The organism is Micrococcus sp. FDAARGOS_333 (assembly GCF_002206575.2).
Lineage (GTDB): Bacteria > Actinomycetota > Actinomycetes > Actinomycetales > Micrococcaceae > Micrococcus > Micrococcus lylae.
This window is the reverse complement of sequence record NZ_NJFJ02000001.1, coordinates 399199-413218: the sequence shown is the minus strand read 5'-3', so window position 1 is coordinate 413218 and position 14020 is coordinate 399199. Positions and strand designations below refer to the sequence as shown.

The window sequence follows — 14020 nt, the reverse complement described above, 5'->3', positions numbered from 1 at the left end:
ATGCCCTACGTCCTCCACTGCGCCGCCAAGTCCGACGTCGGCAGGATCCGCTCGAAGAACGACGACTCCGCCTATGCGGGTCGTCATCTCGTGGTCCTCGCCGACGGCATGGGCGGGCACGTGGGCGGTGACGTCGCCTCGGCCTCGGCCGTGCTGGACCTGGCGCCGCTGGACGCCACCGGCTACGACGACCCGGCGACCGTGCTGCCGGACGAGATCCAGAACGCGAACCTGGTCCTGAACGAACTGGTTCACGCGAACCCGAAGCTCGCCGGCATGGGCACCACCTGCACCGCCGGTCTGCTCGCCGGGGACACGCTCTACATGGCGCACATCGGAGACTCGCGCGCCTACCGCCTCAGGGACGGCGAGTTCGAGCAGATCACGCGCGACCACACCTTCGTGCAACGCCTCGTGGAAGAGGGCCGCCTGTCCAAGGAGGAGGCCGAGCACCACCCGAACAAGAACGTGCTCATGCGGGTGCTCGGCGACGTAGACGCCTCCCCCGAGCTGGACGTGTTCGAGGTCCCGGTGACGGTCGGCGAGCGCTGGCTGTTCTGCTCGGACGGCTTGACGGACGTGGTCACGGTGCCCACGATCAAGCAGACCGTGGAGCAAGCTGAGACCCTCGAGGACGCTGTGGACGAGCTCGTGGACCTGACCCTCAAGGGCGGCGCCCATGACAACGTCACGGTGATCGTCTTCGAGGTCGCGGAGGGCACCGAGGAGGAGCTCGCCCCGGTCCAGTCGCTGCACCTGTCGGACGAGGCCCTGGCGGCCGCGCATCCGCCGGAGGTCGGCCCGGTCTCCGGCCGCCTGTTGCGCGAGGACCTAGCGGTGCGCCCGCACATCCTCGTCGGTGCCGCCTCCGCCGCCGTGAAGACGGACCGCGTCCCGATCGTCACACGTGCCACCACAAAGCGCCGTGCCGCCACCCTGCTCGGCGAGGATCCGGTTCCGGACAACCGGCCGCGCCGTGCCGCCGCGATCCTGACGGGCTCCTCCCGCTCGGAGCCGGCTGCCGAGGTTCCGGCGACGGCACCCGCGTCCGCTGATTCCCCCGCTTCCGCGATCGGCTCGGCCGGGGAGCCCGGAGAGGGCGCCTCCGCCACGGACGGCGCCTCTACCGCGGGAGCGGCCGCAGTCGGCGCCCCCGGCTCGGCGAGCGCCGTGGACACCGCTGACTCCCCCGCCTCCGGCAGCGCCCCGTCTGCGGAAGGCGCGGACGGCGCAGCCGCGTCGGCAGACGCGCGCACGGCCACGCAGACGCAGGACGAGGATTTCTCCCCGGAGGAGGCCACCCGGGAGTCAACGTACCGCCGCGGCTTCTTCGTCCCGGTCTTCGCGGCCTTGCTGGCCTTGATCCTGGCCGTCCTGCTGGGCTGGGGGTACCTCTGGACCCAGACCCAGTACTACGTGGGCGAGCACGAGGGGAAGGTCGCCGTCTTCAAGGGTGTCCCCCAGCGGCTGGGCCCCCTCGAGCTGTCCCAGGTGGACCGGGACACCGACCTGTCCGTGGACGGCCTGACCGGCTACACCCGTACCCGGGTGGAGTCGGGCATCTCCGCCCGGGACCAAGAGCACGCGGACCAGATCGTCACGGACCTGCGCCGAGACACCGGCGAGGAGTCCGACGGCGGCGAGGAGCCGTCGTCGTCCCCTGCGTCCTCGAGCTCCTCGGACGACCCGTCCTCCTCGCCCTCCCGTTCCGGGTCGGCCTCGACGACGCCCTCCCGTTCCGGGTCCGCCTCGACGACGCCCTCCCGCTCGGGTTCGGCCACGCCGTCTCAGTCCGGCTCCGGCAGCCCCGTCCCGAGCGGCTCGTCCTCCTCGAACGGGGGTGACTGATGACCGGCGTCATCTCACCGCCGCACCCGCGGCGCAACGTAGAGCTCCTCCTGCTGGTGCTGGCCCTCGGCATCGGCCTGGGTGCGAACCTGCTCGGCGCCATCGGCACCGAGCAGGAGGTCACCACCGCCTACTGGATCCAGTCCGGCGTGCTCGCCGCGGCGACCCTGGCCCTGCATGTGGTGCTGCGCCTGCGCGCGCCCTTCGCCGACCCCTACATCCTGCCGATCACGGTGACGCTCAACGGCCTGGGCCTGGCGATCATCCACCGGCTCGAGACGTCGAACACCCTGGCCAACGCCACCACCCAGCTGGTGTGGACCGTGGTGGCCATGGCCGTGGCCGGCGCGCTGCTCTGGTTCGTCCGCGACCACCGGCTGCTGCGCCGCTGGCCCTACCTGTTCCTCGCCGTCTCCGCGGTACTGCTGGTCCTGCCGCTGCTGCCGGGCATCGGCATGACCGTCAACGGCGCACGGATCTGGGTGAACCTCGGCGTCGGCACCTTCCAGCCCGGCGAGCTCGCCAAGATCACGCTGGCCGTGTTCTTCGCCGGCTACCTCTCGGCGAACCGCGACCTGATCCTGCTCGCCGGAAAGAAGGTCGGGCCCCTGACCTTCCCGCGCATGCGCGACCTCGGACCCCTCGTGGTGGCCTGGCTCGTGGCCCTGGGCGTGCTGGTCTTCCAGCGCGACCTCGGCTCCGCGCTCCTGTTCTTCGGCCTGTTCATGGCGATGCTCTACATCGCCACCTCCCGCTCCTCGTGGATCCTGCTGGGCCTGGGACTGATCGGCCTGGGCGCCGTCCTGGCGTTCCTGTTCATGCCGCACGTCACCGCCCGCTTCGACGTGTGGCTCAACGCCTTCGACCGGCAGATCTACGAGCGTCAGTTCGGCGGCTCCCTGCAGGTGGTCGAGGGCGTGTTCGGCATGGCCTCCGGCGGCTTCATGGGCACCGGCCTCGGCGCCGGCTCCCCGTGGCGCGTGCCGCTGAACCACTCGGACATGATCCTGGCGACCATCGGCGAGGAGCTCGGCTTCGTCGGCCTGTCCGCCGTCCTGGTCCTCTACCTGCTGCTGTTCACCCGCATCATGCGCGCCGCCCTGGGAGCCCGCGACGCCTTCGGCAAGGTCCTCGCGGCCGGCCTGGCGTTCACCCTCGCCTGGCAGCTGTTCGTGGTGGCCGGCGGCGTCATGCTCGTGATCCCGATGACCGGCCTGACCACCCCGTTCCTGGCGGCCGGCGGCTCCTCGCTGCTCGCCAACTGGATCATCGTGGGCCTGGTGCTGCGCATCTCCCATTCCGCCCGCCGCCCCGTGGTGGTGGACGACATGGTCAACGCGTCCGGCCCGGGCGCCGGCCACCAGGATCCGGCCAAGCTCGTGGCCCTCGAGCCGCACCGTCGCGGCGCGGGGCGCCGCGGATCCGCCCGCCGCGCCGCCGTGGGAGGTGATCGCGCATGAACGAGGCCATCCGTCGCATGTGGATGGTGGCCGTGGCCCTGGTGCTCGTGCTGCTCGTGGCCGGCTCGACCATCCAGGTTGTCCTGGCCGACCAGCTCAAGGAGGACCCCCTGAACCGTCGCCAGATCTACCTCGAGTACGGCGCCCCGCGCGGCCCGATCCTGGTGGACGGCGAGCCGATCGCGCAGTCCGTCGAGTCGGACGGCCGCTTCGCCTACCTCCGGCAGTACTCGGAGTCCGGCATGTACGCGCCCATCACCGGCATGTACTCCCTCAACTACGGCGCCTCCGGCCTGGAGCAGAAGCTCAACCGGTACCTCTCCGGCACGCCGGCCTCCGCGTTCATGGACCGTGCGTTGGAGATCGTCACCGGCTCCACCGCCCAGGGCGACCAGGTCGAGCTGACCCTGGACTCGGACATCCAGCGCCTGGTCTACGGCGCCCTGCCGGACGGCGTGCGCGGCTCGATCGTGGTCACCGAGGTGGACACCGGCCGGATCGTCGGCATGACCTCGCGCCCGACCTTCGATGCGAACGCCGTCTCCTCACAGAACCTCGCCGAGTCCCGGGCCGCCATGGAGGAGCTCGAGTCGATCCCGGGCGGCAGCGCCTACACCAACCGCGCCACGCAGCAGCTCGTCTCCCCCGGCTCCACCTTCAAGCTCATCGACGCCATCGCCATGCTCGAGTCCGGCGACTACTCCCCGGACGACGAGCTCGAGGTGCCGGAGCGCTACACGCTGCCCGGCACCCGTACCCAGATGGGCAACTACAGCGGAGAGGGTGCCCAGTGCGGCACGCGGTCCAAGGCATCGCTGACCTGGATCATGGCGAACTCGTGCAACACCCCGTTCGCCGCGGCCGCCGTCGATCTCGGCCAGGACAAGATCCGTGAGGTGGCCGAGCGCTTCGGCTTCAACCAGGACTTCGAGGTGCCGCTGGACGTCGCGGCATCCCGGTTCCCGCAGGACCTCGACGACGCCGCGCTCGCGCAGTCGGCGATCGGCCAGCGGGATGTGCAGGCCACGGCCCTGCAGATGAACATGGTGGCCTCCGGCATCGCCAACGGCGGGATGCTGATGGAGCCGCAGCTCGTGGAGTCGATCCGCAGGTCGGACCTGTCCGTGGTCGAGTCGTTCAGCCCGCGCGAGCGCGGCCGGGTCACCAGTGAGGACGTCGCCGCACAGGTGCGGGACATGATGGTCGCGGTCGTCGAGGAGGGCGGCGCCTCAGGTGCCCGCTCCTCTCAGGTGCAGATCGCGGCGAAGACGGGCACGGCGCAGATCGACGGCACCGACGCGGTGCACTCGTGGATCACGGGCTTCGCTCCGGCGGAGAACCCGCGCTACGCGGTGACGATCGTCATCGAGAACACAGACTTGGGCACAGGACGCCGTCTGACGGTGGACAACATGAAGAGGATCATGGAAGCGGTGGTCGCAGAATGAGGCCGACATCCGGTATCACGCTGGGCGGCAGGTACCAGCTCACCGATCGCATCGCGATCGGCGGCATGGGCGAGGTGTGGAAGGCACGGGACAAGGTCCTCGGCCGCATCACCGCGGTGAAGATCCTCAAGGAGGAGTACACCGGCGACCCCAACTTCCTGCGCCGCTTCCGCGCCGAGGCCCAGCACACCGCGCTGCTGAACCACCCCGGCGTGGCGAACGTGTACGACTACGGCGAGGAGAAGGGCTCCGCCTACCTCGTCATGGAGCTCGTGCCCGGGCAGCCGCTCTCGTCGATCCTGGAGAAGGACAAGGTCCTCTCCCCGGACCGCACGCTGAAGATCATCTCCCAGACCGCGGCCGCCCTCTCTGCCGCCCATGCCCAGGGTCTGGTCCACCGCGACGTGAAGCCGGGCAACCTGCTGATCACCCCCACCGGCCGCGTCAAGGTCACCGACTTCGGCATCGCCCGCCTCGCTGACCAGGTGCCGCTGACGGCCACCGGCCAGGTCATGGGCACCGCCCAGTACCTCGCCCCCGAGCAGGCCACGGGCCAGCAGGCCACCGGCGCCTCCGACCTCTACTCGCTCGGCGTCATCGGCTACGAGTCCCTCGTGGGCCGTCGTCCGTTCACCGGCGAGTCCCAGATCGCGATCGCCCTGGCCCAGGTCAACGATCCGCCGCCTCCGCTGCCGGAGACCATCCCGGCGCCGGTACGCGCTCTGATCATGTGCCTGCTGTCCAAGGAGGCCCAGGAGCGCCCCTCGGACGCCACCGCGCTCTCCGAGGCGGCGGACGCGCTGCGCCGCCACGACACCGCCGGTGCCGTCGAGGCCGTGCCGACCCTGCGCCCGTTCCTCGAGGAGTACGCGGACAGCGAGGCCACCACCGCCCTGGACGCCCAGACCGCGCCGGTCGACTACTCGGGCATGCGGGACACCCACGCCACGGACGTCGTCCCGCCGGACTCCGGTGCCGCAGCCGGTGCCGCAGCTGGTGTGGGTGCGACCGGTGCCACGGCCGCACCGCGCACCGCCTCGATGCCTCGGATCGACGACTCGCAGGACTCCCGCGACGCCGCCCGCGAACAGCACCAGCCGATCTCCGCCGCCGCGGACGCGCCGGAACACCGCCAGGACACCGGCCGCCTCGACCTGGACGACGGGGACCGCCGCGCGCGCTCGACCGTCGTCGGCCCCGAGGCCACCCGGAACGACGGCCGCCGCCGCGGTCCCCGCTGGCCGCTGGTCGCCCTGCTGCTGCTCCTCGCGTTCGCCGTGCTCGGCGCGCTGCTGTGGCCGAGGGTCTCGGAGATGCTTGGAGCCGGGGACGACGCCCCGCAGTCGGAGGTCGGGGAGATCACGCTCCGGGAGGACGAGTACGTCGGGCGCCCGGCGGCCGAGGTCGTGCCGCAGATCGAGTCCAAGGGCCTGGAGGCCGACCAGACGGAGGCGGACGACCGCGCCGAGGAGGGGACCGTCGTCGGGCTGGCCCCGCTGACCGGCCTGACCGCCGGTGACACGGTGACCCTGGACGTCTCCACCGGCATGGGTGAGATCCCGGCCGACCTGGTGGGCATGCCTGCCGAGCAGGCGACCACCGTCCTGCAGGACGCCGGCTTCAGCGTGGACCGCGTGGACGACCCGTCCGCCGCGGGCGCCGCCGGCGAGGTCGTCCGCGTGAACCCGGGCTCCGGCGAGCGCCACCGCTACGACACCCCGGTGCAGCTGATCGTCGCCGCCGGGACCGGCGGCGAGGCACCCGCCCCGACCACCTCCGCGACCCCGACCGGCGAGCCGACGACCGAGCCGGAGCCCACCGAGTCCGCCGCGCCGACCTCCGAGCCCGCGGAGGAACCCACGCAGCAGCCGACGCAGGAGCCCTCCTCCGACCCGACCGCCACCGAGGACCCGACCGAAGAGCCGACCGAAGACCCCACCGAGGAGCCTTCCCCGGAACCCACCGAAGAGCCCACCGAAGAGCCCACCGACAACCCCACTGAGGATCCCATCGAGGAGCCTTCCCCGGAACCCACCGAAGAGCCCACCGAAGAGCCCACCGAGGACCCGACGGACGACCCGACCGAGGAGCCGACGGAGGACCCGACGGAGACCGACCAGCCCACGGAGGGACCGGACACGGGCGAGACGACCGCCCCGGCGGAGCCGACCGACGAGGACGTGACCGGCTGAGCCCCCGAGGGCTCTCACCGGTGACGTCGCACCCAGGACGGACGGGAGCATCACGTGTCCACTGAGCACATCCTCAACGGCCGCTATCGGATGGAGGATCTGATCGGCCGCGGCGGCATGGCCGACGTGTACCGCGGCACCGACCTGCGCCTGAAGCGGACGGTGGCGATCAAGATGATGCGCCCGGACTTGGCCCGGGACCCCCAGTTCCAGTCCCGGTTCCGGCGCGAGGCCACCAGCTCGGCCTCCCTGAACCACCCGAACATCGTCCACGTCTTCGACACGGGCGAGGAGGACATCGAGGACCGCCACGCCCACGAGGTGTCCTGCCCGTTCCTCGTCATGGAGCACGTGGACGGCGGCACCATGAAGGACGCCATCGGCGCCGGAGACGTCACCGTGGAGGAGGCGGTGGCGTGGCTCGACGGCGTCCTGGCTGCCCTCTCCTACTCGCACGGCCTCGGGATCGTGCACCGGGACATCAAGCCGGCGAACGTCATGGTCACCGGCTCCGGCGAGGTCAAGGTGATGGACTTCGGCATCGCCCGCGCCCTCGCGGACACCTCTGCCACCATGACCCAGACGCAGACCGTGGTGGGCACCGCCCAGTACCTCTCCCCCGAGCAGGCGATGGGCGGGACCGTGGGCACCCGTTCGGACCTGTACTCCGTGGGCTGCGTGGCCTTCGAGCTGCTCACCGGCCGCCCGCCGTTCCTGGGCGAGTCCCCCGTGTCCGTGGCCTACCAGCACGTCCGCCAGGACCCGCCGCGCCCGTCCACGCTGAACCCGGACGTGACCCCCGCCCTCGACGCGGTGGTGCTCACCGCGCTGGCCAAGGAGCCCGACGACCGCTTCGACGACGCGGACCAGTTCGCCGCCGCCCTCGTGGAGGCCCTCGGCTCCCCCGAACAGACGCCCACGGGAGCACTGCCGCTCGTGGATCCGGACGCGGACGCCCCCGCCGGCCCCACCCCGTCCGAGGACTCCACCCCCGCCCCGCCGGCGGCCGGTGCCGCCGCCGGAGCGGGCGGTGCAGGCGCAGCCGCTGGTTCGGGTGCAGCCGGTGCAGGCGTCGTCGGTTCGACCGCCGCCGGGGCGGCAGGCGCGTCCACCGACTCCGGAGGACACCGCACCCCACTGACCCCCCGCTCGCTCTCCACGGTGGACACGAACCGTCACCTGCCCGTGCGCGCAGACCTGCCGAACACCGGCTCCACAGCGGTGGGAGACGCCGAGGAGGAACGCTCCCCCCGCCGCCGCGGCCTGCTGTTCGGCCTGATCGCCCTTCTGCTGCTGGCGGTGGCCGCCGCCGTGGCGCTGCCCCTGCTGCTCGGCGGACGCGACTCCCAGGTGGAGGTCCCGGACGTCGTGGGCGTCCCCGTCGAGCAGGCCGAGACCACCCTGACCGAGGCCGACCTGGAGACCCGCACCTCCGAGGTCTATGACGACGAGGTCCCCGAGGGCTCCGTGGTGTCCACGGACCCCGGCGCCGGCGACCGAGTGGACTCCGGTTCCGAAGTCCGGCTGAAGGTCTCCCAGGGGCCGTCCTCGGTGACCCTGCCGGAGAGCCTGCGCGGCGCCTCCGAGGCCACCGTCCGCGACGAGCTCACCCGCCTGGGCCTGACCGTCTCCTCCGTCTCCTCGACGAACTCCGCCGATGTCCCGCGTGACCGCCTGGTCTCCACCAGCCCCGAGCTCGGCAGCGCGGTGCCCCCCGGGTCCTCCGTGGACCTGCAGCTGTCCACCGGCCGGACGACGCTGCCGAACGTGGTCGGCCTCTCCGAGGAGTCGGCCCGCACCGCCCTGCAGGAGGCCGCCCCGAACGTGATCGTGCGGGTGCAGGAGCGCGAGTCCGGCGCCGCCACCCCGGGGTACGTCATGCGCCAGGACCCGCCCGCGGACCGCGAGGTGGACAACGAGGGCGCCGTCACACTGACCGTCGCGAAGGCCGCCCCGGAGCCGTCCGAAACCCCCTCGCCGAGCGACTCCCCCGACCCGACACCTTCGGGGAGCCCCACGCCGTCGGAGAGCCCGTCCCCGTCCGAGGACCCCACGCCGTCGGAGCACCCATCCCCGTCCGAGGACCCGACCGAGTCGCCCGACCCGTCGCCGTCCCCGTCGCAGAGCCCTGACCCGACGGAGTCCCCGGAGCCGTCGGAGAGCCCCTCGCCGACCGACGACCCCGAGCCCAGCGAATCACCGTCCCCGTCCGAGGACCCCACGGAGTCTCCAGAGCCGTCGGAGAGCCCAGAGCCGTCGGAGTCCCCGTCCCCGTCCGAGGACCCGACCGAGTCGCCCGACCCGTCGCCGTCTCCGTCGCAGAGCCCTGACCCGACGGACTCCCCGACCCCGTCCGAGAGTCCCTCGCCGAGCGGGTCCGGCAGCCCCAGTTCTCCGGAGGGACGCCCCACCGAGCCCGGACCGCCGTCGGACGTCCCGTCCAACGGCCCTGCACCGCGCGACTGACCGATCCGGCCGCGCTGTCGTCGCGGCGCAGGCCGGGCGCCCTCCGGCCGGCGCCCGCCGGCCGGAGGGCCGGAACCCCTCCACCACGACGACGGCCCCTCACCTTCGTGAGGGGCCGTTCCGTCGTCGGGACGCGGGGGTGGGGCGGTCAGCGGGCCCCGGCATCCATGATGGGCGCGAGCGCCCCGCCGAGGTCCGCGGCGCCGACGAGGCCGGCGGACTCGAGCCAGTTGCCGAGCATGCGGTAGCCGCCCTCGGTGAGCACGGACTCCGGGTGGAACTGGACGCCCCACAGCGGCGCGGTGCGGTGCGCCAGGCCCATGACGACGCCGTCGGCGGTCTCCGCGGTGATCTCCAGGACGGACTCGTCCACGGTCTCCCGCACGGCCGCCAGCGAGTGGTAGCGGGTGGCGGTGAAGGGGCTGGGCAGGCCCACGAACGTCGGGTGGTCCCGGTGCTCCACGAGCGAGGTCTTGCCGTGCATGAGGGACTCGGCGTGGGTGACCGTGGCACCGAAGACCTCGGCGATCGCCTGGTGGCCCAGGCAGACGCCGAACAGCGGCTGGCCGGCCGTGGCGGCGTGACGGATGAGGTGCTCGGAGACTCCGGCGTCTGCGGGGGCGCCGGGGCCGGGCGAGATGAGGATCGCGGTGTGCTCGCGGGCCAGCGCGACCGCCTCCTCCGGGGAGAGGGCGTCGTTGCGGACCACCGTGGTGGTGGCGCCGAGCTCCTCGAGGTACCCGACGAGGGTGTAGACGAAGCTGTCGTAGTTGTCGATCACGAGGACCGGGACTGCGGCGCTGCCCATCGGCGGCTCCCTTCGCTGGCTCCCCGCCGACGTGCGGTGGGGCACATAGACTGGTCCGGGTCACGCTGCGTCCCGGACCGCTGGACGCACTGACGCACCGCCGGCACCGACCGGACGGAGCGGGGTGCGGATGGGAACAGGGTACCGCGGCGCAGACCGCCGAGTTCAGACAGACGACCCACAGTGAGGATCACGCCGTGGCCGAGAACGAGACCCCGGACATGGGGGCCCCCGCACCGAGCGAGCAGGACGTGAAGCGCGCCGAGCGGCAGGCCAAGAACGACGAGCGCCGCGAAGCCCGCGAGGCCGCCCGGCGTGCCAAGGAGGAGCGCCGCGCCGCGAAGGTCATGGAGGCCGGCCCGAAGCCGCTGCCCCGCTGGTATAAGGCGACGATGTTCGGCCTGATGATCGTGGGCCTGCTGTGGATCTGTGTGTTCTATCTGACCCAGACCGCGTTCCCGATCCCGGGCATCGGCGGCTGGAACATCATTGTCGGCTTCGGCATCGCCATGGTGGGCTTTCTGATGATGTCCCGCTGGTCCGAGGAGTGAGGTCAGCGCCTCTCGACCCGCCGGATTTCCGCGGATTCCTAAGGATACCGGGACCTCGACGCCCTGCGGAATGACACCGGTGTGATTCTCCACAGTGGGGATACCCCTGTGGATAACTCCAGCCGCGGAGTGCGAAAACACATCGGTGTCATTCATATCCACACCTGTTGAAAACTCTGGGGACAACGCCGCGGCACGGTGTGGACAACACTGTGGAGACCTGGGGACGTGGTGTGGACGGACAACGGCCGCCCTCTCCCCTCCCGGCGGCCGGGGGACGGGGTGATCAGCCCCCGGGCGCGGCTCAGCCCCAGAGCACGGCGGGCGTGATCCGGGCGGCGCCGGAGACGGTGAGCACCACCAGGAAAGCGAGCACCGCGACGACACCGGCCCACTGCACCCACGGCGCCGTCTTCCCGAGCCGGCGGCCCGGGCCGAGCAGCTCGTAGCAGCCGGCCGTCAGCGCGCCGGCGACCAGTCCCCCGACGTGGCCCTGCCAGGAGATTCCCGGCACGGTGAGGCTGAAGACGAGGTTCACCACAAGCAGCACGGTGAGCGATCGGATGTTGCCTCCACGGGCCCGGGCCAGGACGAAGACCGCGGCGAAGAGGCCGTAGATCGCTCCGGAGGCGCCGAGTACCGGCGTGAGGGGGTCCGAGAGCCAGAGGACGGCCACTGAGCCGCCCAGCGCCGAGAGCACGTACAGGATGAGGAAGCGCGCCGGACCGAGGGGACGGACGAGCGCGCGGCCGAGCATCCACAGCGCGAGCATGTTCAGGAGCAGGTGCCCGGGGTTCTGCAGCGAGTGCAGGAACGCGTTCGAGAGCATCCGGTAGGGCTCCATGATGACCGTGGAGGTCTGCCCCGGCGCGTACCAGCCGAGGGCGGTGAGGTCGGCGGGCCCGTCCAGGGTCAGCCACTGGCCGACGTAGACGAGCACGTTGAGGCCGAGCAGCCCCCAGATCAGCGACGGGGTGTCCCGCAGCGCGCTGCGCCGCCGAGGGACGCCCGCGGCCTTCTCGTGCGTGCGGCGGGCGGCGCACTCCCGGCACACGACGTGGCCGGAGGCGGTGGTCCCGGCCTGACACTCCAGACAGGCGGGGCGGCGGCAGTCGACGCACGCCATGTACGCCACACGGCCCGGATGCCGCGGGCACTCGGGAAGTCGAGCGCCGCCGGCGTCCGGGCCGTGTCTCTGGTGAGGATCGGTCCGATCGTCCACGTCAGGAGTCTGTCCGGGGTGTGGATCAGGCCTCGGCGATCTCGACGGACTCGATGACGACGTCCTCCAGCGGACGGTCGCGCGGGTCGGTGGCGACCGAGTTCAGCTGGTCGACGACCTTCTGGGAGGCCTCGTCCTTCACCTCACCGAAGATGGTGTGCTTGCCGTTCAGCCAGCCGGTCGGCACGGAGGTGATGAAGAACTGGGAGCCGTTGGTGCCCGGGCCGGCGTTCGCCATGGCCAGCAGGTACGGACGGTCGAACTGGAGCTCCGGGTGGATCTCGTCGCCGAACTGGTAGCCCGGGCCGCCGATGCCCATGCCGAGCGGGTCGCCGCCCTGGATCATGAAGTCCTTGATGATGCGGTGGAAGACGGTGCCCGAGTACAGCGGGGTGCCGGTCTTCTTCTCGCCGGTCTGCGGGTGGGTCCACTCCTGCTCGCCGGTGGCCAGGCCCACGAAGTTCTTCACGGTCTTCGGGGCGTGGTCGCCGTAGAGCTCCACGACGATGTCGCCCTGGTTGGTGTGGATGGTCGCGATGTGCGTGGCATTGGTCATGGGCCTCATTGTTCCATCGACGTCTGCCCGCGTGCAGGTGGTCGGCATGCTCGGCGCCACACTTACGCGCAGGGCTTAGCCCTCGTGCCGTCATCGCGCGCCGGGGACCGTGCTGTCGTCCGTCCCGCCGACTAGGCTGGGGTGCAACACCACGCGCGGACAGGAACCCCGTCCGCGGCCAACCCAGCTCCGAGGAGATCGTATGGGCTTCAAGACCTCCGATTCGATTGACGAGACGACCGACTTCCGCGACACCAAGCTCGGCGCATTCCTGGGCCGCCGCCGCGAGGACGCCCGCCACTGGGCCGCCCCGAAGGTGGAGGCCGCCCGCGCCTGGGGCGAGTACGGCCTGGCCGACTCGACCTACCGCGCCCAGATCGCCGGCAAGGAGGGCCGCCGGCTCGCCGACGACGCCAAGGCCCAGCTGCAGGACGCGAAGACCCAGTACGGCCCGCAGCTGGCCGCCGGCGCCGAGCGCGCCAACGCCGTCGTCGCCCAGCAGTACGCCCGACTGGCCCCGGCCGTGTCGGACCAGTACAAGAAGTACGCCCCGCAGGTCGCGGCCGGTCTCGCCGCCGTGTCCCCGGCCCTCGCCGGCGTCCTGTCCCCCGTCCAGGGGTTCCTCGCGGACCTCCAGGGCCAGGCCGAGGCCGCGGGCAAGGACATGAAGAAGACCGCCGAAAAGAAGGGCAAGACGCTGAAGAAGCAGAACGCCAAGAACCGCAAGGCCGTCGCCGCGAAGGCCCAGGGCCTCAAGAAGGACCTGCAGAAGCAGGGCAAGGCCGCCAAGAAGGGCGCGGCCCAGGGCGGCAAGGACGTCCAGGCCGCCGTCGCCGCGGGCCTCGCCGCCCTCCAGTCCGGCCAGCAGAAGCTGTCCCCCGAGGTGCAGCGCCGCGTCGCCGACGCCACCAAGTACGCCCAGGACCGCCGCGACCAGTACGTCCCGGTGGCCGCCGCCCGCCTGGCGGACGCCGCGGGCAAGGCCGGCAAGTCCGTGCACGACTACAAGGTCCCGGCCTCTGTGGAGGACACCCTCGTCCGCGTGACCGGGGACAAGAAGATCGTGAAGAAGCTCCGCAAGGCCGCCGAGGGCTACGCCTCCACCGCCGAGAAGGGCTTGAAGAAGCAGGCCAAGCAGTCCAAGCGTCAGTCCCGTTCCGGCAAGGGCTGGATCATCTCCGGCATGGCCGTGGCCGCCGCCGGTGCCGCCTACGCGATCTGGAAGCTGACCAACCCGGTCCAGGATCCGTGGAAGGCCCCGGCCCCGGGCCCGGTGACCGCCAACATCCCGGTGGTGGACGCCCACGGCTCCACCGACCCGTACGCCAAGCAGCGCGCCGCCATCGCCGAAGCCCAGGCCGCCCGTGACGGCGTGGCACAGGCCGGCGGCGACGCCCAGGTCGACACCGTCGACACCGGCGGCCCGACCTCCACGAACCCGGGCGTCTCCCGCTGAGCAGACGAGACCC

The 14020-nt window shown here is 71.9% G+C and carries 10 protein-coding genes; 7 read left to right on the top strand and 3 right to left on the bottom strand.

The annotated features are described in order from the left end of the window. From CEQ11_RS01945 to pknB, 5 genes are read left to right on the top strand one after another with little or no spacing between them, the layout of a single operon-like run. The gene (locus tag CEQ11_RS01945) at window positions 1-1848 is read left to right on the top strand and encodes a PP2C family serine/threonine-protein phosphatase (protein WP_088477582.1); all 1848 of its coding nucleotides are present in this window, start codon (window positions 1-3) and stop codon (window positions 1846-1848) included. Beyond that, entirely contained in the window at window positions 1848-3308 is a 1461-nt protein-coding gene (locus tag CEQ11_RS01940; protein WP_088477581.1) for an FtsW/RodA/SpoVE family cell cycle protein, read from the top strand. The genes CEQ11_RS01945 and CEQ11_RS01940 overlap by 1 nt, the downstream gene beginning before the upstream one ends. Then, window positions 3305-4756 (top strand): penicillin-binding transpeptidase domain-containing protein, encoded by a 1452-nt coding sequence (locus CEQ11_RS01935; protein WP_088477580.1) that lies wholly within the window; start codon window positions 3305-3307, stop codon window positions 4754-4756. The genes CEQ11_RS01940 and CEQ11_RS01935 overlap by 4 nt, the downstream gene beginning before the upstream one ends. Next, window positions 4753-6948, top strand: coding sequence for a protein kinase (locus tag CEQ11_RS01930; protein ID WP_088477579.1), 2196 nt, complete (start codon window positions 4753-4755; stop codon window positions 6946-6948). Before CEQ11_RS01935 ends, CEQ11_RS01930 begins: the two co-directional genes overlap by 4 nt. Before the next feature lie 54 nt (window positions 6949-7002). Further along, window positions 7003-9414: a Stk1 family PASTA domain-containing Ser/Thr kinase gene (gene pknB / locus CEQ11_RS01925; protein WP_227718680.1), complete on the top strand. Its 2412-nt coding sequence runs from the start codon at window positions 7003-7005 to the stop codon at window positions 9412-9414. Window positions 9415-9562: 148 nt separating this feature from the next. On the opposite strand, the gene CEQ11_RS01920 is transcribed toward pknB, so the two are convergent. Next, on the bottom strand, window positions 9563-10222 hold the full coding sequence (locus CEQ11_RS01920; protein ID WP_088477578.1) for an aminodeoxychorismate/anthranilate synthase component II: 660 nt from the start codon (window positions 10220-10222) through the stop codon (window positions 9563-9565). Window positions 10223-10419: 197 nt separating this feature from the next. Between CEQ11_RS01920 and CEQ11_RS01915 the strand changes: the two genes are divergently transcribed. Beyond that, window positions 10420-10773: a cell division protein CrgA gene (locus CEQ11_RS01915; protein ID WP_369804898.1), complete on the top strand. Its 354-nt coding sequence runs from the start codon at window positions 10420-10422 to the stop codon at window positions 10771-10773. Window positions 10774-11077: 304 nt separating this feature from the next. Here CEQ11_RS01915 and CEQ11_RS01910 read toward each other — a convergent pair whose 3' ends face one another. Continuing rightward, entirely contained in the window at window positions 11078-11899 is an 822-nt protein-coding gene (locus CEQ11_RS01910; protein ID WP_088478846.1) for a rhomboid family intramembrane serine protease, read from the bottom strand. 121 nt (window positions 11900-12020) lie between these two features. Further along, on the bottom strand, window positions 12021-12551 hold the full coding sequence (locus tag CEQ11_RS01905) for a peptidylprolyl isomerase (protein WP_067191954.1): 531 nt from the start codon (window positions 12549-12551) through the stop codon (window positions 12021-12023). A 202-nt stretch (window positions 12552-12753) separates the two neighbouring features. On the opposite strand from CEQ11_RS01905, the gene CEQ11_RS01900 reads away from it, so the two are divergent. Next, window positions 12754-14007, top strand: coding sequence for a hypothetical protein (locus CEQ11_RS01900; RefSeq protein ID WP_067191958.1), 1254 nt, complete (start codon window positions 12754-12756; stop codon window positions 14005-14007). Window positions 14008-14020: the final 13 nt, after the last annotated feature.

Coding starts and splice junctions, on each gene's coding strand:
- CEQ11_RS01905 (WP_067191954.1), bottom strand. CDS start 12,551: ATGACCAATGCCACGCACATCGCGACCATCCACACCAACCAGGGCGAC.
- CEQ11_RS01945 (WP_088477582.1), top strand. CDS start 1: ATGCCCTACGTCCTCCACTGCGCCGCCAAGTCCGACGTCGGCAGGATC.
- CEQ11_RS01910 (WP_088478846.1), bottom strand. CDS start 11,899: ATGGCGTGCGTCGACTGCCGCCGCCCCGCCTGTCTGGAGTGTCAGGCC.
- CEQ11_RS01930 (WP_088477579.1), top strand. CDS start 4,753: ATGAGGCCGACATCCGGTATCACGCTGGGCGGCAGGTACCAGCTCACC.
- CEQ11_RS01900 (WP_067191958.1), top strand. CDS start 12,754: ATGGGCTTCAAGACCTCCGATTCGATTGACGAGACGACCGACTTCCGC.
- CEQ11_RS01920 (WP_088477578.1), bottom strand. CDS start 10,222: ATGGGCAGCGCCGCAGTCCCGGTCCTCGTGATCGACAACTACGACAGC.
- CEQ11_RS01935 (WP_088477580.1), top strand. CDS start 3,305: ATGAACGAGGCCATCCGTCGCATGTGGATGGTGGCCGTGGCCCTGGTG.
- CEQ11_RS01940 (WP_088477581.1), top strand. CDS start 1,848: ATGACCGGCGTCATCTCACCGCCGCACCCGCGGCGCAACGTAGAGCTC.